At 74.4% G+C, this 19,432-nt stretch carries 15 protein-coding genes; 10 read left to right on the top strand and 5 right to left on the bottom strand.

Features of this window, described 5'->3' with window-relative positions:
* The first annotated feature begins 141 nt into the window (after window positions 1–141).
* A complete protein-coding gene (locus tag AC3CHW_RS12770; RefSeq protein ID WP_488470536.1) occupies window positions 142–1,506 on the top strand; it encodes an MFS transporter in 1,365 nt (454 codons plus the stop codon).
* 241 nt (window positions 1,507–1,747) lie between these two features.
* Here AC3CHW_RS12770 and AC3CHW_RS12765 read toward each other — a convergent pair whose 3' ends face one another.
* Window positions 1,748–2,929 (bottom strand): flavin-containing monooxygenase, encoded by a 1,182-nt coding sequence (locus tag AC3CHW_RS12765; RefSeq protein WP_488470535.1) that lies wholly within the window; start codon window positions 2,927–2,929, stop codon window positions 1,748–1,750.
* A 278-nt stretch (window positions 2,930–3,207) separates the two neighbouring features.
* Between AC3CHW_RS12765 and AC3CHW_RS12760 the strand changes: the two genes are divergently transcribed.
* Window positions 3,208–3,873 carry a GNAT family N-acetyltransferase gene (locus AC3CHW_RS12760; protein WP_488470534.1) on the top strand — a complete coding sequence of 222 codons (666 nt, stop codon included), beginning with the start codon at window positions 3,208–3,210 and terminating at the stop codon, window positions 3,871–3,873.
* Window positions 3,874–3,964: 91 nt separating this feature from the next.
* Here AC3CHW_RS12760 and AC3CHW_RS12755 read toward each other — a convergent pair whose 3' ends face one another.
* Both AC3CHW_RS12755 and AC3CHW_RS12750 read right to left on the bottom strand, forming a co-directional pair.
* Window positions 3,965–4,642, bottom strand: coding sequence for a pyridoxine/pyridoxamine 5'-phosphate oxidase (locus tag AC3CHW_RS12755; protein ID WP_488470533.1), 678 nt, complete (start codon window positions 4,640–4,642; stop codon window positions 3,965–3,967).
* Between the two features lie 39 nt (window positions 4,643–4,681).
* Window positions 4,682–5,563 (bottom strand): hypothetical protein, encoded by an 882-nt coding sequence (locus tag AC3CHW_RS12750; protein WP_488470532.1) that lies wholly within the window; start codon window positions 5,561–5,563, stop codon window positions 4,682–4,684.
* A 740-nt stretch (window positions 5,564–6,303) separates the two neighbouring features.
* Between AC3CHW_RS12750 and AC3CHW_RS12745 the strand changes: the two genes are divergently transcribed.
* Window positions 6,304–7,521 carry a S8 family peptidase gene (locus AC3CHW_RS12745; protein ID WP_488470531.1) on the top strand — a complete coding sequence of 406 codons (1,218 nt, stop codon included), beginning with the start codon at window positions 6,304–6,306 and terminating at the stop codon, window positions 7,519–7,521.
* 830 nt (window positions 7,522–8,351) lie between these two features.
* On the opposite strand, the gene AC3CHW_RS12740 is transcribed toward AC3CHW_RS12745, so the two are convergent.
* On the bottom strand, window positions 8,352–8,999 hold the full coding sequence (locus AC3CHW_RS12740; RefSeq protein ID WP_488470530.1) for a TetR family transcriptional regulator: 648 nt from the start codon (window positions 8,997–8,999) through the stop codon (window positions 8,352–8,354).
* Between the two features lie 423 nt (window positions 9,000–9,422).
* Here AC3CHW_RS12740 and AC3CHW_RS12735 point away from each other — a divergent pair, with 423 nt between their 5' ends.
* The 5 genes from AC3CHW_RS12735 to AC3CHW_RS12715 all read left to right on the top strand — a co-directional run bounded on the left by AC3CHW_RS12735 (window position 9,423) and on the right by AC3CHW_RS12715 (window position 14,581).
* A complete protein-coding gene (locus AC3CHW_RS12735; RefSeq protein WP_488470529.1) occupies window positions 9,423–10,238 on the top strand; it encodes a VOC family protein in 816 nt (271 codons plus the stop codon).
* 137 nt (window positions 10,239–10,375) lie between these two features.
* Entirely contained in the window at window positions 10,376–10,807 is a 432-nt protein-coding gene (locus AC3CHW_RS12730) for a response regulator transcription factor (RefSeq protein ID WP_488471034.1), read from the top strand.
* Between the two features lie 1,087 nt (window positions 10,808–11,894).
* The gene (locus tag AC3CHW_RS12725; protein ID WP_198427432.1) at window positions 11,895–12,863 is read left to right on the top strand and encodes an L-tyrosine/L-tryptophan isonitrile synthase family protein; all 969 of its coding nucleotides are present in this window, start codon (window positions 11,895–11,897) and stop codon (window positions 12,861–12,863) included.
* Window positions 12,860–13,684 carry a TauD/TfdA dioxygenase family protein gene (locus tag AC3CHW_RS12720; protein ID WP_488470528.1) on the top strand — a complete coding sequence of 275 codons (825 nt, stop codon included), beginning with the start codon at window positions 12,860–12,862 and terminating at the stop codon, window positions 13,682–13,684. Before AC3CHW_RS12725 ends, AC3CHW_RS12720 begins: the two co-directional genes overlap by 4 nt.
* A 99-nt stretch (window positions 13,685–13,783) precedes the next feature.
* Window positions 13,784–14,581 (top strand): class I SAM-dependent methyltransferase, encoded by a 798-nt coding sequence (locus AC3CHW_RS12715; RefSeq protein WP_488470527.1) that lies wholly within the window; start codon window positions 13,784–13,786, stop codon window positions 14,579–14,581.
* A gap of 154 nt (window positions 14,582–14,735) precedes the next feature.
* Here AC3CHW_RS12715 and AC3CHW_RS12710 read toward each other — a convergent pair whose 3' ends face one another.
* Window positions 14,736–15,209, bottom strand: coding sequence for a MarR family winged helix-turn-helix transcriptional regulator (locus AC3CHW_RS12710; RefSeq protein ID WP_176163594.1), 474 nt, complete (start codon window positions 15,207–15,209; stop codon window positions 14,736–14,738).
* A gap of 224 nt (window positions 15,210–15,433) precedes the next feature.
* On the opposite strand from AC3CHW_RS12710, the gene AC3CHW_RS12705 reads away from it, so the two are divergent.
* Both AC3CHW_RS12705 and afsK read left to right on the top strand, forming a co-directional pair.
* A complete protein-coding gene (locus tag AC3CHW_RS12705; protein ID WP_488470526.1) occupies window positions 15,434–16,132 on the top strand; it encodes a hypothetical protein in 699 nt (232 codons plus the stop codon).
* Window positions 16,133–16,556: 424 nt separating this feature from the next.
* Window positions 16,557–19,295 (top strand): protein serine/threonine kinase AfsK, encoded by a 2,739-nt coding sequence (afsK, locus tag AC3CHW_RS12700; RefSeq protein WP_488470525.1) that lies wholly within the window; start codon window positions 16,557–16,559, stop codon window positions 19,293–19,295.
* Window positions 19,296–19,432: the final 137 nt, after the last annotated feature.

Raw genomic sequence — 19,432 nt, 5'->3', positions numbered from 1 at the left:
GGCCAGCGCGGGTCTGCGTACGCACCTGCGACATGTGCTCTCCTCCTCCGCCCGGTCTCCGCTCCAGTCTCTCTGGTCCCGTGCGTCACTTCGCCACACTGTCTTGAGCATGCCACCAATAGGAGGCTTTATCGTCGCCCCATGGCCTACCGCGAACTCGTCACTCGCCCCGTGCTGAACTGGTCTTTCGTCACCCTGGCGGCTCGTACGCCGGTCGCCATGGCACCGCTCGCCCTGGTCCTCCTGGTACGGGAACGGTCCGGTGGCTACACGCTGGGCGCGGTCCTCGCCGCCGCGTACGTCGTCGGCGAGGTGGTGGGCGCCGTCGCCCTGGGGGCCCGGCTGAACTCCGCCCGCGCGCGCCCCCACCTCGCGCTCGGCCTCGCCGTCGGCGCCGTCGCCTTCGCCGCGCTCGGGTGTGTGGGGTCGGCGCACCCGGTGTTGCTGGGCGCCCTCGCGGTGGTCGCGGGTGGCGCGCCGGCCGCCGCCCCCGGCGGGCTGCGCGCGCTGCTGACCAGCCTGGTGCCGGAGCGCCTCGGCACGCAGGCGCTCAGCATGGACGCCATCCTCACCTACGGGGTGTGGACGGCCTCGCCCGCGCTGGCGACCGGGCTCGCGCTCGGCGTGCACCCGGCGCTGCCGCTGCTGCTCGGCGCGGTGCTCGCGGCGTGCGCCGCGGCCGGCCTCTGGGCGCTCCCGGCGGGGTGGGACGCGGACGAGAGCGACCGCGAGGGCGCGTCCATGCTGCGCACCCTGGCCGCCGCCTGGCCGGTGTACGTCACCGGCGCCGCGGCGCTCTCGCTGCTCGCGCTCGCCGAACTCGTCCTGCCGGCCCTGCTCGAACAGCGCGGCATCGCGGTCGGCTGGGCCGGGCCGGTACTCGCGGGCTACTCGGTCGCCGCCGCCGTCGGCGCCTTCCTCTACGGGCTGCGCGGGTGGCCCGGGACGCTGGGCACGCAGAGCTTCGTGCTGCTGCTCGCGGTCATCGCGTGCGTGGCGGCTGCGGCGGTGCTGCCGGGACTCGCCCTGATCGCGGGCGCCATGCTGCTGGCGGGGCTGCTCCAGTCCGGGGTGCAGGTGACCCGCAACCTGTCGCTGCGCGACGCCCTGCCACAGAGCGCGCTCGCCGCCGGTTACTCGATGCTGTACGCGGCCGTGGGGCTCGGGTACGCGACGAGCGCGACCCTGTCCGGCGTCGTACAGAACGCGACGTCGCCGAGCACGGCGGTCCTCGGCGGGGTGGGGTTCGCGCTGCTGCTCACCCTGGTCGCGGGGGCCGGTGAACGACGGTCGGCCGCCACGCGCCGCCGCGCGACCCGGGCCGACCAGGCCGTCGCGGCGGCTTCCGGAGCACCGGCTTCCGACGCGGCGGCTCTTGGCGCGGCGGCTGCCGACACCGCGGCTTCCGGTCAGGCGGGCCCCGGTGTGGCGGGCTGCGCGGTGAGCGGGCCCGGGGCCGACGAGGGGGCCGGCGGCGGGGGACGGGTCGGGGCCGCCGGTGAGTGAGGTGCCTGGTGGTCCGTCCGACGGCGGGTCGCGGAGCGCCGGCCGGGTCGCCGCCGGGTTCGGGGCGCGGCGGCCCGAAGGCGTGCGCGCGAACTCGCGAGACGACCAAGGCCCGTGAGGCGTACGGGGGGCACGGGTCGTACGGGCTGCACGGGTCGTACCGGACAGGCGGGGCGTACGGGACAGGCGGGGCGGGCCGGTGTGCGGGAAGGGCGGCGCGGCAGGCCCCGGGGTGGGCCGGTTACCGCAGGTCGCGGGCGATCCGCTGGGCTATTCGACGGGACTCGGTGGCCAACTCCCTGAGCATGCCGCTGGCCGGGTTGGCGTAGCCCGTGAAGTACAGGCCGGGGGCCGCCGCCTGGCGGCGCGCGCCGTGGGCGCGCGGGTGGCCCCGGGCGTCGAGGACGTCGAGGTGGCCCACGAGGTCGTCGAGGCCGGGGCGGTAGCCGGTGGCGGCGATGACCACCTCCGCGTCGACGCGGCTGCCGTCCACCAGCACCGGCTTGTCGCCGTCGAAGGACTCGACCGCGGCGACGATCTCGACCCGACCCGCTCGTACCGCGCGGACCAGCCCGGTGTCCCGCACCGGAACGGCCCCCGCCCGGGCGCGCGAGTAGAGCCCGGCGACACCGACCGACGCGGGGCGGGGCAGCCCGTGCCCGGCGAGGTCGGGCGCGCACAGCCGGGCCCGGACGGCCGACACGCGGTCCGCCACCGGCACCGGCAACCGGCGGGCCAGCACCGCCGACCGCTGCGCCGACCAGCCGAGACGCGACCGGCGCACGACGTGCGGGACGGTCCGCACCGCGAGCCTGACCCGGCCGGCGCCGCCCTCGGCCAACTCGGTGGCGATCTCGGCGCCCGAGTTGCCGGCGCCCACGACGAGGACGTCCTTGCCCTGGTACGGGCTGGCGTTGCGGTAGTCGGCCGCGTGCAGCAACTCCCCGGCGTACTCCGTACGGCCCGGCCAGTCGGGGAGGTAGGGCGTGTGGCTGTACCCGGTGGCGACGACGACCGCCCGCGCGGTGAGTTCGCGCCCGCCGCTGGCGTGCAGCACCCAGGGGTTCGGCGGAACGTCGCCGTCCGCCGCCGCGCGGGCCACGCGCGCGACCTCGACGCCGGTGACGCACTCCAACCGGTGGTGCTCCACGTACTGCTCCAGGTACCGCACCAGGTCGTCGCGCCCCACCCAGCGGCCGTACCCGCGCGGGATGGGCAACCCCGGCAGCGCGGACATCCGCCGGGTGGTGTGCAACCGGAGCCCGTCGTAGTGCGCGCGCCAGGCCCCGGCCACCGCGTGGCTCCGCTCCAGGACGACCGCGCGCACGCCGCGCTCGCCGAGCGCGGCAGCCGCCGCGAGTCCGCCGGGGCCGCCGCCGATGACGTACACGGGGGTGCGGGGGGCGGGAGTTCTGTCGGCCATACGCGTGAGCGTAGTCGGATCATTGACGGGTTTCGGTCAAACCGGTACCGAATCGGTTGCGGAAGGGTTACGGACCGCGACCCGCCCGCCGTCGACCAACCGTCGGGACGGGGCGGCGGCACCGGCCTGACGACCCGTTACGGCGCGGCCCGTCGCGGCGGACCCGTGCCGAGCGGAACGGCCGCCCCCGGTGGGCCCGGCTCCCCCTCGGCGGTGTTGAATGCGGAGGCGGACGGACAGGCGGCTGCGGGCGGGGCGGCGTGCGAAGGGAGACGCGGATGCTGGAGCCGGTCGAGTTGGAGATGTACGGGCTGGTGCTGCGCCCGTGGGAGGAACAGGACCTCCCCGCCATCGAGCGCGGCCTGGCCGATCCGGAATACCGCCGCTGGAGCGCCGTCAACTCGCCCGCCGCCTACCCGGACGGCGCGTGGGACTTCCTCCGCGCCCGCACCGAGGGCTGGCGGCGCGGCGACATGACCTCCTTCGCCATCACGGACCTGACGACCTCCCAGGTGCTCGGCAGCGTCTACGCCGGCACGCTCGACTTCGACCACCGCAGCGCCCGCGTCGGCTACTGGGTGCTGCCCGAGGCCCGCGGCCAACGGGTGGCCGCGCGCGGCCTGGAGACGATGACCCGCTGGCTGTTCCAGCACGTCGGCCTGCACCGGCTCGAACTCGGGCACGCCGTGGGCAACGACGCCTCGTGCCGGGTGGCCGACCGCTGTGCCTACCGCGTCGAGGGCATCTTCCGCGGCGCCATGGTGGACCTGTCGCGCACGCCGCGCGACATCCACGTGCACGCCCGGCTGGCCACCGACCTGCCGCCGTACCGCTTCGGCCAGACCGCCGTCCCCTCGGCCGCGGACGCCGCCCGCGCCCACACCCCCGCCTGGGCGGCGGCCCCCCAGCGACCCACCCCTGACCGCGAGCGCCATCCCTCCTGAGCCCACCGGCTCGCGCCGTTCCCCGCGTACTCGGGCCCACCCGCACGCCCTGGCGACCCGCCCGACCCGGCGGCCGGAGCCCCCGCGCCCGTCAGGGCCAGAGCAGCTCGCGGGTCCAGCCGTCGTCGGTCGCGCGGTAGCGCAGCCGTACGTGCCGGCGGCGTTCGTCGCCCTGGAAGAACTCGACCTCCTCCGGGTCCAGGACGTACAGCGTCCAGGTCGGGGCCGGGGCGTCCGGCTCGCGCTGGGCGCGCTCCCAGGCGGCGGCCGATGCCCGGTCCAACTCCTCGTACGCGTCGAGCACCTCGCTCTGCCGGCCGACCAGCGCCGCGGCGAGGGCGCCCGGGGAACGCCGGCGCAGGTCGGCGGCGCTCTCCTCGGGCCCGGCCGTCACCACGCGGCCGGCCACCCGCACCTGGCGCCCCACCTCGGGCCAGTAGAAGGCGAGCGCCGCGTACGGTCTCGCGGCCAGGTCGCGGCCCTTGCGGCTGGTGCGGTGGGAAGCGAAGTGCCAGCCGTGCTCGTCCGCGTCGTGCAGCATCACCACCCGCACGGAGGGCCGTCCCTCGCCGTCGGCCGTCGCCAGCGTCATGGTGTGCGGCTCCCGCGCCCCGGCGTCGGCCGCCTCGCGCAGCCAGCGCTGGAACAGGGGGAGCGGCTCGGCTGGCGCCGCCTCCGGGTCGAAGTGCGGCAGCCGGTCCTCCCAGACCCGCAGGGTCCTCAGCAGTTCGCGGAAGGCCCGCTGGTCCTCGTCGTTCATCGGGTTCATCACCCCTCCATACTCGCCGCCGCCCGGCCTCCGTGCCGGCTACTCGCCGGGCGGCTCGTCCGGGCGGGGCCCGGACCCGCTGGCCACCGGGCAGCCGCCCTCCGGGTGCGCGACCGGCCGCGCACCCGGCCCCGGGCGGGCCGCGGCTATGTACGCGCGGGCCAGGGCGACGACCACCGCGGCGTACGGCGTCTCGCGTCGGGCCGCGCTGAAGTGCGCGGTGGGGCCCGGGCCGTCGGCGCGGTAGACGCGCACGGCCTGGTCGGTGGTCTCCACCCGGCGAACGTCCCGCCAGGGCGTGGCGCTGCCGTCCAGGAACAGGGTGTCGGCGGAGAGCGCGAAGCGCCCGTAACCGACCGTCCCGCCGCGCCCCAGGCGGTGCTCCGTGCGCGGCAGTTCGTCGGCCGTCGCCACCTCGGCTATGCGCACCGCGGCCTCACCGCTCACCGCGTACACCACCTGACCGGCCCGGTCCCGGACCTCGGTCCACTCGACGGCCTCGCCCGGTCCGCCGTGCGGCGCGTACGCGCTCTCACGGAAGGAGCTGACCCGCGCCTCGGACCAGGGGAGCGCGCGCACCTCCGCGCCGTGCGTGAGCACGAAGCCGTGCTCGAAGCAGTGGAAGACCACGGGCGGCGGCCCCTTGAGCTCCTGCCAGACCCTGGTGCCGATCGGCACCACCACGCTGAGCACCACCAGCCCGACGCCGACGAACCGACCGACCGTGCCCATGTCCCGGTCGGAGGCCACGCTCGCGGCGGTCACGAGCGCGCCCAGCAGGAACATGAGCATGCTCAGGGTGCAGCCGAGGCAGGCCACCCCGTCGCGCTCCGTCTTCGCGCTTCCGACGAAGCGGCCGAAGTCGCGCCGGTCCGCCATGACCCGTACGTCGCCTTCGGGTAACTCCTTCGCCAGCTTCATGCTCGCCCCCGTCCCGCACCTCGGCTACCGGTTGTGATGCCGCGAGTACAGCACCATGTATAGCGCGCTCCACTGACAACCGCGGCCCGCACGCCAAAAGCCCTGGCAGGAGGCGTCCGCCCGGACCGAAGGCCCGCCACTGGCAAGGCCGTTGGCCCGGTCGCCGCCCCGGCCGGCCCCCGCGCTCGACGACCACCCGGACGGTAAGTGCCGCTGTGCGCCGGCCTGTTGGCGCTGCGCGTCCGGCCGCCGCGCGCCCCGCGTACGCCGCGCCCCCACCGCCCACCCGTCGCCCCGCGACGCGGTCGGCTCCCCGGAAAACTCCCCGCCGCACCCGTCGCCCGCGCCGCGAAGGTGTCCGTCGGATTCATCGGCGTCACCGAATGCGCACATCTTCCGCCGACACGCGAAAGCCGTGTGAATGACGTCACCATGAAGTGCCGTACGACGGCCCGGAATTGGTCCGTACTTGGCGCCGGGGGTGGCGTCGAAAGATCAACGAACGGGTTCAAACGGGACCGGCCGTTAAGATCATCCGGCGGCAATTCCCGGGCTATGTCCACATTTTGGGGCATTCGCTATTGCCGAGTTCTGGCGACTGTGTAACAGGGTGATCTGGTTATTGAAATGACCATGGAGAACCGGGCAGAGTCTTTGCAGGCGCAGTGGAAATCATCCCGCTGCCAAGCGTGATTGCAACAAATTCCCCCCACAGCACGCACGCGAAGGGTCAACTCTTCATGGCATCTCACAAGCGCATGAGCAACCGTCGTCTCACCCTGGCGATAGGCGCCGCAGCGGCGGTCGCCGCCGGGGCGTTCGTGGCCGTTCCGGCCGGCGCCACCGACGCGCCCGCCGAGGGCACGGTCTACGGCGCGAACGCCAAGGGCGCCGTCGACGGCAGCTACATCGTCATGCTCAAGGGCGGCAAGAGCGTCAAGGCCGCCGACTCGGGCAAGGACCTGGCCAAGGAGTACGGCGGCCAGCTCTCGCGCAGCTACGACTCGGCCATCAACGGCTTCTCGGCCAAGGGCCTGAGCGAGACCGAGGCCAAGCGCCTCGCCGCCGACCCGGCCGTGGACAAGGTCGTCCAGAACAAGACCTTCAAGGCCACCGGCACCCAGGACAACCCGCCGTCGTGGGGCCTGGACCGCATCGACCAGACCGACACGCAGGGCGACTCCGCGTACACCTACCCGGACAGCGCTGGTGAGGGCGTCACCGCGTACGTCATCGACACCGGCGTGCGGGTCACGCACAAGGACTTCGAGGGCCGGGCCACGCACGGCTTCGACGCCGTGGACGGCGACGACTCGGCGGACGACGGCAACGGGCACGGCACGCACGTCGCCGGCACCATCGCCGGCGCGGACCACGGCGTGGCCAAGAAGGCCAAGATCGTGGCCGTGCGCGTGCTGGACGACCAGGGCTCGGGCACCACCGAGCAGGTCGTCGCGGGCATCGACTGGGTGACCGAGAACCACCAGGGCCCCTCCGTGGCCAACATGAGTCTGGGCGGCGGCGCCGACGAGGCGCTGGACGCGGCGGTGCAGAAGGCCATCGCCTCCGGCGTGACCTTCGGTGTCGCGGCCGGCAACGAGTCGACCGACGCCGGCCAGGGCTCGCCCGCGCGGGTCCCCGAGGCCATCACGGTCGCCTCCAGCACCGACGCCGACGAGCAGTCGAGCTTCTCCAACTACGGCGAGATCGTCGACATCTACGCCCCGGGCTCGGACATCACCTCCGCCTGGAACACCGGCGACGACGCCACCAACACCATCTCGGGCACCTCGATGGCCACCCCGCACGTCGTGGGCGCGGCGGCCGTCTACCTGGGCGCCCACCAGGACGCCACGCCGGACGCGGTGGCGAAGGCGCTGACCGACGGCGCGACCCCGGACAAGATCAGCAACCCGGGCCAGGGCACGCCGAACAAGCTGCTCAAGGTGGTCGAGTAAGCCGCTGAGACGCATCCCCTACGACCGCTGTCGCGCGGCGCGCACCAGGTCGGGCCGGCCCTGGGCTGGAGCGACCACCGGGCGGGCCGGGTGGCGGACACGGGGAACGTCGAACGCGGTTGACCGCTTCGGATGAGACCGGGTCGGGCGTGGTGGCCGTCATGATGACGGACCGCCGCGTCCGGCCCGGATTTCCGTGCTGGGTAAGGCCCTTGGTACATCGGACGCGTGCGGGCATGCGCGGGATTGCGGGCGGCGGCTTTTCCGTCGCGAATAGCGCGCCCCTGTCCGCCCGCGTGCGCCCCCCGAATTCGCGCCGGGGGTTGTCTTCCGTTGCCACCTATCGCGCCGGCGGAATGCCGAATGAGCGTGCGTAGTACCGGGCTTGGTCGTATGGCCGGCGGTCGGTCGCATTCATGGCGAGGGGGCGTGGGAGCGTGAGGCGGTGGTGAGTCGCGCGTTGCCGCCCGCGTTGTGACGCCGTTGGGTCGCATCGCGCCGGGGCGGCGCAGGGAATGGCACGGGCCGGAAAAGCGGGCCTGCCTGGCGCCGCATGAGCCGCGTGCGTACGTCGCGTCGGGAGCGGCGCGCTACGCGAGCGGACCGAGTGCGGCGGGCGGCGGCTGCCGGTCGGGGCGACGCGGGTGCGCTCGGAGCGCTCGGTGTGCGTGCGCGGGGCCGTGGTGGCTCGTCGGGAGGCGCGCGGTACGGGGCGCGCGGGCGCGGGGCGCGCGCGGTGGCGCGCTGTGGGGGAGGGCGGCGCCCTCGGTGGGCGGGCGTCCGTGAGGTGGGCGGGGGGCCCGGGACCGGCCGGGGTGGGCCGCTGGGCGCTACTTGGACGGCTTGCGGCCCGTGACGCCCAGGTGGACCAGGAGTGCCAGGTTGGTCTTCAGCTCGGCCTGCTTGACGCCCGAACTCTGGAAGCCCTTCTGGTGTGCGGCCACGGCGGCGAGCATCGCCACCAGGGACCCGGCCACGGCCGCGGGGCTCACGTCCTTGTCCACCTTGCCCTTGGTCTGGAGCTCCTTGACGGAGTCGGCCAGGGAGCTGGTGACGGCGTTGATGAGCTTCATGCGGATCTTGTAGAACCGCTTGTCGCCCTCGGCGGCGCCCAGGTCCACGACCCGCAGGATGGCATCGTTTTTGCGCCAGAAGGAGAGGAAGCCATCCACAAGCTCCTCGGCCGACTGCCAGCCCGACCTCCCCGCCCAGGAGCGGCCCGCCACGAGATCCGTGAGGCCGGCGCCCTCCTGTGCCGTCTCCTCGGCGATCTCGAGGACGGCGCCCTCGACGTCGGGAAAGTACTGGTAGAACGTCGCGGGTGAGGTTCCTGCCTTGCGCGCGACATCGATGACCTTGACGTCTCTGTACGGCGAGGAACTGAGCATCTCGCTGAGGCAGTCGAGCAGCTTCTGCCGCGTCGCCTGTCCGCGGCGCCCGGCCACTCGGCCGTCAACCGTGCGAACTTGTCCTGTCATGCCGTCAGCTTACCGAGGGGTGATCAGAGCGCGATCCGGCTGCCTGCAAATGGGGTGCGGCCCGGTCGGGCCGGGGAAAGGCCAGTTCAGAGCGGGTGGGGCGGCGGCGGGGCGGTCGGTGAGTGACCCATCTACCGCGCGCTGTGGGTTCGGCCGGACGGATGATTCCTGTTATCAACAGCCTGTGGATAACGTCGGTGGATAACTCGTGCCCGGCTCGTGGAGGCGGTGTGTGCGACGCTCCTTCGCCCGCTGTTCCCCTTCCGTACGCATCGAGCCCGGGAACCGCTCGCCTCGCGGTCGTAGGGAAGTCTCCTTCACCGGTCCGCGTCGCGGGGCGGGCGGGATGGGCGCTGCGCCGTTAGCGTGGCCGATAAGGCACTTGCCGAGTGTCGATCACTCTGTACGGGAGGACACCGAGCCATGGCCGTATTCCCGGAAGGTGTGCCCTGCTGGGTGGATGTGGCGCTGCCCGACGTCGCGGCGGGCAGGCGTTTCTACGGCGAGCTGCTCGGCTGGACCTTCGGGCCCGCCGCGCCCGACTACGGCTCGTACACGCAGGCGTTCCACGACGGCAGGAACGTCGCCGCCCTGGTGGCCAAGCCCGACGGGCGGATGCCCACCGCGTGGAACGTCTACCTGGCCACCGCCGATGTCTTCGGGACGGCGGTCAGGGCCCGCGCCGCGGGCGGCACGGTCATCATGGACCCGGTACGGGTGGGCGACTTCGGCACGATGGCGGTGGTCGCCGACCCCGGCGGCGCGGTCTTCAACCTGTGGCAGGCCGGCAGCCACGCGGGCTTCGAGGAGCAGGGGCAACCCGGCTCGTACGGCTGGGCTGAGGTCTACACCCGCGCGCCGGAGCGCGTCGACGCCTTCTACGAGGACGTGTTCGGCCTGCGCGCCGAGGTGGACGACGAGGCGGGCCGGCCCGACTTCGTGCGCTGGGTCCCACGGGGCCGGCCGGCGGGGGCGCGGCACGCGGTGAGTGGCCGGGGGCTGATCAGCAGCGGCTATCCGGAGGAGATGCCGGCCCACTTCCTGACCTACTTCGTGGTCGAGGACTGCGACGCCGCGGTGGCCGCCACCGGGCGGCTCGGCGGCCGGGTCGCCATCGACCCGGTGACCACGCCGCACGGTCGCTCGGCGGTGGTCGTCGACAACCAGGGCGCGAGCTTCGCCGTCATCGACACCAGAACCCGCGGCGACGCCCCCCACCCGGAGGGCCCGCCCGCCTGAACCCACGCCTCCGCATCCGGGCCCGGGGCTCCGAGCCTCCCGGGGTGGGTCCACGGGGGCGGGTGGCGCCCCGCATCGGGCCGGTGGCAGCGGGCAACAGCGCGGGCGCACTACTCATCCTGAACTACGCCACTTTGATGAGGTATCACCCCTCAAAGGGTGGGCATGGCGGGTGGCTTGGGTCACTCATCACTCGCTGGCCCGCCTCGGTGGGAGGAACCTCTGTTCTCATGGGGGTACGAGTAGTTGACCCGGTTTGGTTAGGTCTTAGGGGAGGCCACGTGCACTCACGGGGGCAATCGATCGGCACGGGTGAATGGGGACGGCACGGGAGGCCGGGACACTCGACTCCCGACTTCTCACTGTTGACCAAGCGAGAGGTGGAGGTCCTGTTGCTACTGGCCGACGGGGAATCCAATCGTTCGCTTGCTCGCCAGCTCAACATCGCCGAACGCACGGTGCGGGCCCATGTGACCAGCCTGATGCGCAAGCTGGGGGCTCGCTCACGCGTCGAAGCCGCGTTAATGGTCTACAACCACCGTACTGCGCTGACGGCGGAAGCGGCATAGCTCGTTTGGATCATGCCTGGTTGGGCATAGCCGATGCGGCATAGCCACAACGGCTATGCCGCAAGAGGCAATAGCGGTGATCTCGATTTGGCGTACACAGTAGGTGTGGCAGAGCGACCTGCCGCCCGGGCCTGGCCCGGCGGCCACCCCCCACGTCGGTCACGAGCCGATGGCGGGAACGCGGTGGCGGTGCATGCGTCTTGACGCGGCGACCGGTCGCGCAGGGGGAATCCGGGGAGGGAGAGCCGAATGCGCGCTCTGACGCATCGAATGGCTATCGACGGGGTATCGTTCGCGGCTTTCGTGGCCGTTTACTGAACTCGATCGAATGCGCCGACGTCCCGTGGGCGGCGGCCCGACGCGGCGGGGCCGGCCCGCCCGACGGGCCCGCGTCGCGTCGGCCGCCGGTCGCGCGCGGTGGCGCGGTCCGGCCCGGCGGCCCGACGCCGAGCGCACCGTGTAACCGCGCGCCACGTCGGAGCCGGGTCCGCCGCGCGCCACAACGCGCCACCGACGGGGGGTGTGGCGCTGAGACGGGCTCTCGTGACGCGGGTCGGCGGTGATCTCGGGCGCGGTGGGGCCGATCGACCGTTCGGTACTGACATCGATGCCGAGCGCGGGTATCGGTCGCGGCGACCGGCGGCGCGCCACCGTGCGGGAGCCGTCGCGGCTCGCCGTGGCGCGGTGCCGCACGCGTTCGGTCCGCACGCCGCGCCCGCCCGAGCGGCGCGGCCCACGGCCGCCGCCGTCCCGCCACGGCGCCGCCCCGTCCGGCCGGTCCCCCGTGCCGATATGTCACGCCGTCACCCGCGGGGCGGCAGCGGTCGATTCCGACGCGTTCGCTCGCGAAGTCCCGTACCTGGTCAGTTCTTTTACCGTTCGCACCAGCCCACGATCCGCGATTCCCGGGTCTGCTCAGACTCTTTGGGCACCCCGGGGCTTTCGGCTTCGAGCAACAAGGTCCGCGACCCCCGGGCCGGCGCTGCTACGCGCGTCGGGTCCCGGGCGCCGGGCAGGCACATCGGTCTCGTACGAGGCCGGATGGTTCACCTCCATTTACCCCTTTATAAGTAGGCAGGAGAGTGCGGTGACGCAGGTCAAGCAGCAGGCGACCAGCACCGAGATCCTCAACCACGTCTTCCGTTTCCGGCGGTTGATAGCCGGCCCCGACGGGGGCTGCGCGGAAAAGCCGTGCGAGGCGTGCCGCGCCCCGCACGAGAAGAAGGTGCAGAAGTTCCTCGACGCGGGGGAACCTCTGCACTTCGTCATTCCGGCCTTCCCCGCCAAGTCGCCCAACGGGCAGAAGACGTTGGGCGCGCTGCCCGACATGGGGGAGCGCCTGGCCCTGGAATTCCTCCAGTCCTTCTGCGACCACCTGTCGCATTACCACGCGCCGGGCGCCCGGGTCACGATCTGCTCCGACGGTCACGTCTTCGCCGACGTCGTCGGGGTCACCGACGAGGACGCCACCAGCTACCGGTCCGAGCTGGAGGCGATGGTGCGCTCCTTCAACGGCTCGTCGATCGGCTTCTACGCGCTGGCCGACGCGTACGACAGCACCGATTACGACGTCATACGCGACGAACTCATGGCCAAGTACGCCGAGTCGCTGGAGAGCCTCAAGCACCGGGCCACGCAGGACGAGCAGGTGCGCGGGATGTTCAACGGCATACACCGCTTCATGTTCGAGGACCGGCTCGCGGTGAGCGAGGGCAAGAGCCGCTCCAAGATCCGCGAGGAGGCCAAGCCGATCGCGTGGGAGGTCATCCGGCGCTCCAACGCCTGGAGTCGCCTGGTCGCCGAGACGTACCCGGACGCGCTGCGCCTGTCGATCCACCCGCAGCCGGTGCACTCCGAGAAGATCGGCTTCCACCTGGTCCGCACGCGGGACCGCTGGCTGACCCCGTGGCACGGGGTGGCCCTGGAGACCGGGGACGGGATGTTCCTGACGAAGCGCGCCCACGCCGAGGAGCTGAAGGCGTCGCTGGTGTGGCGCGGCGACCGGCCCAGCCACTTCGTCGCGCCCCACCTCACCCTCCAGGAGGTCATGTCGTGAGCGTGGCGCCACCCCACGGTTTCCCCCACGCGGCCGTCCGCATCGAGCGTTCGTTCCTCAAGCCCTTCGGCGCGCTGATCGAGGCGACCGGCGACGCGGACATCAACGCCCTGACGCCCGCGCTGCTCGCGCGCTGGGTCGGCGAGTTCCGGGTGGTCGTGCTGCGCGGCTTCGCCGGGCTGTCCAAGGAGGAGTTCGCCGACAGCGCCCGCCGCTGGGGACCGCTGTTGACCTGGGACTTCGGCGAGGTGCTCGACCTGGTGGTGCAGGAGCGCCCGAAGAACTACCTGTTCACCACCGGCTGCGTGCCCTACCACTGGGACGGCGCGTTCGCCGAGCAGACGCCGGCGTACATGTTCTTCCAGTGCCTGCGGGCGCCGCTGGCCGACGCGGGCGGCGAGACCACCTTCGTCGACACCACCCGCCTCCTGGACGCCGCCGAGCCGGAGCGCCGGGCGCAGTGGGAACGGGTGTGGATCACCTACACCGTCGAGAAGCGCGGCCACTTCGGCGGCAGCTTCACCACGCCGCTGGTCTCCCCGCACCCGATCACCGGGCGCGCGACGCTGCGGTACGCGGAGCCGCTGCCGGCCGAGGAGTACGAGAACCCGCTCACCCTCGACATCGAGGGCATCCCGGCCGCCGACCACGACGAGTTCCTGGCCGACCTGCACGCACGGCTCTACCGCGGCGACGCGGGCTACACGCACACCTGGCAGGACGGCGACTTCCTGCTGATCGACAACCACGCGGTGCTGCACCGCAGGGAGTCCTTCCACCAGGAGTCGCCGCGCCGGTTGCAGCGCGTCCAGATCCTCTGACCGCCCACCGCGGGCGTCCCGCCGCCGTGGCGCCCGCCCGCCCCGTACCGCCGCGAGGTCCCGTACCGCCGCGAGGTCCCGTACCGCTGGAAGGTCCCGATGTCCGTCACCACTGATTACGCGTTCGACAACCAGGCCGCGCAGGCGCCGTCCCGGCTCGGGGCGCTGGAGGCCGCGTACGACCCGATCACCATCGCCCGCGTCGCCGAGCTGGACCTTCCGGCGGGCGCCCGCTGCTGGGAGGTGGGCGCGGGTGGCGGCTCCATCGCCCACCACCTGGCCGACCTGGTGCGGCCCGGCGGTGGCAGCGTGCTGGCCACCGACATCGAGCCGGCGCTGACCGCCCCGGCGGCGGGGTTGGAGACGCGCCAGCACGACGTGCGCGGGCCGCTGCCGTCCGCCGACCGCTACGACCTGATCCACGCCCGCCTGGTGCTCGGGCACCTGCCCGAGCGGCGGAAGATCCTGGCCACGTTGGTCGAGGCGCTCGCGCCGGGCGGCTGGCTGCTGATCGAGGAGTTCGACGCGACCTCGCTCCAGCGCCCGCTGACCGTGCCGAGCGCGGCGGACGCCGAGGTCATCGACCGGGTCGTGGACCTCACCCAACGCCTCCTGGTGGCCAGCGGCGCCGACCCGGCGTGGGGCAACGCGGTGCACGCCGCGCTGGCCGACGTCGGACTCACCGGCGTGCACACCCGGGTGCACGCCGAGAGCTGGTCGGGCGGCAGCGCCGGCGCCCGGCTGATGGCCCACAACACCGCGCAACTGCGCGACCGGCTGCTGGCCGCCGGCGCGACGGAGGCCGAACTCGACCGGATGGGCGAGCTGTTGGCCGACCCGGCCGTGGCCGTCACCTCGTGGCCGCTGGTCTCCACCCGCGGCCGGCGCGCCGCCTGACCCGCACCCGCCAGCACGGTGTCCCGCACCACCAGGGCGGGCCCGACCCACCGGTCGGGCCCGCCCGCCGTCGTCCGGGGGCGCGGCGCTGGGCGGGCGCGCGGCGGCGGGCGGGGGGCCCTGGGGTGGGCGGCCCTGGGGTGGGCGCGAAGCGTTACGGGGTGGGCGCCAGGGGCGGCGGGGGCTGGATGGGCGGCGACTCGTTGTGCCGGGCCCGCCAGCCGTTGGCCAGGACCTGCCGCAGGCCCCCCGCGAGGGCGGCGCGCTGCTCCTCCGACAGGCCGGCGAGCAGCGGCTCCTCCGCCGCCCGCACCACCCCGTCGAGCTCGCCGAGCAGGTCCCGGCCACGGGCGGTGACCCGCAGTTCGGCGGTGCGGCCCCGGCCGGCCGGCGACTCGCGGGCCACCGCGCCCGCCTTCTCCAACTGCCGCACCGTGGCCTGCATGCTCTGCGCGGTGACCCCGGCCCGGCGGGCGAGCGCGCTGTAGGACAGGCCGGGCTCGCGCGAGAGGTGGCCGAGCGCGCTCACGTGCCGCAGCGAGAGCCCGCGCGCCCCCAGCGCGCTGTCGATCTCCTCGCGCATCAGCCGCCCCGCGGTGAGCAGCAGCATGCCCGTGCGCGGCGTCATCGGTACCGGCCCCGGCGCCGGTGGCGTGCGCGGATGCTCGACCGGGCTCTGCCTCACGTACTCCCGCCCTCCGCCGCCCCTGCCGGGCGGCCACTCGTCGGCCGGCCTCCACGAGGGGGCGGCCCGTCATCGGTCAGCGGCGCGAATGCTAGCCTCGATACGAGTTTAAGGCAGACTGAAACAAGGGGTTGGCGCCGCGTCGGGCGCCGCCGGGAGGGCGTGCCATGACCAAGCTCCTGCTCAGCATCCACGTGCTGGTGGCCGTGATGTTCATCGGCCCCGTCACGGTGGCGGCCAGCCTGTTCCCCCGCTTCGCCCGGCAGGCCCTGCTGCCCGCCGGCGCCCCGGGCGACCGGGAGGCGGCGGTGGCGGTCAGGACCGCCGAGAGCCCGGCCAGGGACGCCGAGCCGGCGGGGACGACCGGGATCGCGAGCGCCGCCGAGAGCCCGGCCAGGGACGCCGAGCCGGCGGGGACGACCGGGATCGCGAGCGCCGCCGAGAGCCCGGCCAGGGACGCCGAGCCGGCGGGGACGACCGGGATCGCGAGCGCCGCCGAGACGGTGCGCTCCATCGCCTCGGTGATGCTGCTGCACCGCATCAGCCGGGTCTACGCGGTGCTCAGCGTCGCCGTGCCGGCCTTCGGCCTGCTCACCGCCCAGCAGATGGGTGTGATGGGAGACACCTGGCTGATCGCCTCGATGGTGTTGACCGTCGTCGCCGCGATCCTGCTGGGCATCGCCGTACTCGGTTACCAGGACGCCGTCGTGACCCTGCTCGAGGACGAGGAGCGCGACGCGGGCGCGATGCGCGCCATGGCCGCCCGGCTGCCCAAGCTGGGCATGGTGACCGGTCTGTTCTCGCTGACCTGGGCCGTCGTCGTGGTCCTCATGGTCGTCCGGCCCGGCTCCACGACCGGCGCCTGACCCACCCGAACCCCCGGCCCGCCGCTTCCATCCCCCGCGGAACCCGGCGGGCCGGGCCTTTTCCCCGGCCTCACCCCCGACGCCTCGCCCCGAGCCTCAGACCGCGCCCCCGGCGCCTTCCCCGCGCCGACCGCCGCCGGCCCGCCGCCCCCTCGCTCCACGTGAGCGCCCGCGGGCGCGGGGTGCGCGCCGGCGCCCGCCGCGCGCGGAGGTAGCCCCTCCACTTCCCGTACGAGCCCGCGCGGGGCCGCCCCCATGGGAGAGATCGTCACCGATCCGCCCGGGACACGGCGAATTGCCCCCGGGTTCGCAACCGACGCCTTCGCCAGAGAGAATGCGGGTTGCGTACCGCCGGTGGGCTATGTCGGTGAGACGCTGCAAGGGGTCGTACATTTCCGGCCCCCACGGGGAGGTGGCAGGCACAGTGGAGCAGCTCACGCAACAGGACCCGAGACGGATCGGCCCGTTCGAGGTCCTCGGGCGGCTCGGCGCGGGCGGCATGGGGCTCGTCTACCTGGCCCGCTCGGCCTCGGGCCGGCGGGTCGCGATCAAGACCGTACGGACCGAGCTCGCCGAGGACCAGCTCTTCCGGGTCCGCTTCACGCGCGAGGTGGAGGCCGCCCGCGCGGTCAGCGGCTTCTACACCGCAGCCGTCGTGGACGCCGACCCACGGGCCGCCGTGCCGTGGCTGGCCACCGCCTACGTGCCCGCGCCTTCGCTGGAGGAAATAGTCAACGAGTGCGGGCCGCTCCCGGCCCAGGCGGTGCGCTGGCTGGCGGCCGGCATCGCCGAGGCACTCCAGTCCATCCACGGCGGTGGCCTCGTCCACCGCGACCTCAAGCCGTCGAACGTGCTGGTCGTGGAGGACGGGCCGCGCGTCATCGACTTCGGCATCGCCTCCGGCGTCTCCAACACCCGACTGACCATGACCAACGTGGCCGTCGGCACCCCGGCGTACATGTCGCCCGAGCAGGCCCGCGACTCCCGCAGCGTCACCGGCGCCAGCGACGTCTTCTCGCTCGCCTCCACCCTGGTCTTCGCCGCGACCGGACACGCCCCGTACCACGGCGCCAACCCCGTCGAGACCGTCTTCATGCTGCTGCGCGAGGGCCCGGACCTGACCGGCCTGCCGGACGAACTCCGTCCGCTGATCGAGTCCTGCATGCAGATGACCGCCGACGACCGGCCGACCCCCGCCGACCTCCAGGCGCAACTGGCCCCGCACCTGTTCTCGGCCGGCGACGACAGCGGCACCGCCTCCGCCTGGCTGCCGCACAGCGCGGTCGCCCTCATCGAGGAGCGGCGCGGCGGCCGGACCCCCGGCGCCCGCGCCGGCGGTGGCCAGCACCAGGGCCGCAGCGGCGGCGGACCCGCCAGGTCCGACCGGCCAGGTCCCACCGGCCAACCCGGCGGCGGCTCCGGTTGGGGCCCGGCCGCCGGCGGAGACCCGCGCGGCGGCCTCACCGGCCCCGCGCCGGGCGCCGGCCGGCACGCCGCCCCCAGCGCGGCGGGCATCGGCCCGCCGTCGGCCGTCGCGCCCTCCGCGCCCGCGCCGCCGGTCACGCCCGCGCCGGTGTCCACCGGACCCGGGGCCTCCGCCCAGGTCTCGTCGCCGCCCCCGCTCTCGTCGCCGCCCTCGTCGGCCGCGTCCTGCCCGCCCCCCTCCGCGCCGCACGCCGGCCCCCAGCGCCCGCGGGACGGCGCCGCGCCGGGCGCGAGCGGCGGGCCGGCGCTCAGCGAAGGCCCCGACGGCTCCGTGCGACTGCCCGGCTCCCAGGTGCCGATCGGCCCGGGACCGCGCGTCGCGGACGCCAGGAACGGGCGGGCCGCCCTCGACGGCGGCCCGGCCACCGGCTGGGTCAGGCCACCGACCGGCGGCCCCGGCGTGGGACACGGCGGCGCCCCGGGCGGCCACCCGCCCGGCCACGGACACCCGCCCGCCACCGGACACGGGCCCGCCGCCGGCCACGGCCCCCGCGACGAGGCGGGCCACGAGGGCGACCCGGCGGGCGGCGGGCCGGGCCGCTGGCGGCCCTGGCGGTTCCGGATGTCCAACGACGTCTGGGGGACCCCCGCGGTCGCCGGAGACCTGCTGTACGTCACGTCCTTCGAGGTCCACGCGCTGGACACGGGCACCGGGCGGCGCGTCTTCAAGACCCGCGACGTGGCCTGGGCGATGGCCGTCTCGGGCGGACGCATCCACGCCTCCGACGGCACCACGCTCTACGCGCTGGACGCGTCCGACGGCGCCGAGCGGTGGCGGCTGGCCACCGAGGGCTGGGTCTACTCGCTCGCGGTCGACCGCGGCACCGTCGTCACCGGCACCCGGGGCGGCGGCGTGCAGGCGTGGGAGGCGGCCAACGGCGAACTCCTGTGGGAGATGAGCGGCGCCCAGACGGACTTCGAGACCCCGGAGTCGGGCCCCGTCATCCACGGCGACACGGTCTACGTGTGGTCGGACGCGCGGCTGCGCGCCCTGGAGGCGCGCACCGGCGTCGAGCGCTGGTCCTACCCCGTCGGCGACGCCGCCTCCTGCGGCGGCGTGCCGGTCCGGCTGCTGCACGCGCCCGACGGGGTCGCCTACGTCGCCGCCGGCACCCGCGTGCTGGCCATCGACATCGCCCGCGGCGACGTGCGCTGGCGCTTCGAGGCGCCGGCCGTCTTCCTGAGCCCGCCCGCGTTCGCGCCGGGCGCCGCCGTCGCCGGTGGCGGCATCTACATCGCCGACTACCTGGGCACCGTCTACGCCCTGGACGCCGCCAACGGGCGCGACCGCTGGCGGATCGCCACCGAGCCCCGGCAGTCCATCGAACCCGTCCTGGTCGCCGCCGGCTCCGTACACCTGGGCAGCGGCGGCGCCCTGTACACGCTGGACGCGGTGACCGGCACCCCGAAGTGGCGGTTCGCCGCGGGCGGCGAGGTCATCGGCGCCCCGGTCGTCGCCGACGGCCGGGTGCACTTCGGCTCGGCCGACCACTGCCTGTACACGGTGGACGCCACCGGCGGCCAACTCCGCTGGAAGCTCGCCACCGGCGGCGAGATCACCGGCTCGCCGGTGGCCGTCGCCGGCGTCGTCTACGCCTGCAGCAAGGACCGCTGCGTCTACGCCCTGGACGCCGCCAAGGGCACGGGCCTCTCCCGCTCTCCCGCCCGCCAGCCGTAACCCGCCCGCCGCCGCACCCCCGGGGCGCCTTCCGGCGCCCCCGACGCCGGTCCGGGCCCCGCGACCGGCGGCCTCACGCCGCCGGCGCCATGGGCCCCCGGCACCCGCCGCGCGCGGGCGCGCGCCCCTCGGCTAAC

This window comes from Streptomyces sp. MGP-BFMKR1, assembly GCF_057766585.1.
The sequence above is the reverse complement of the archived record's forward strand: the minus strand, read 5'-3'. Positions and strand labels throughout refer to the sequence as shown.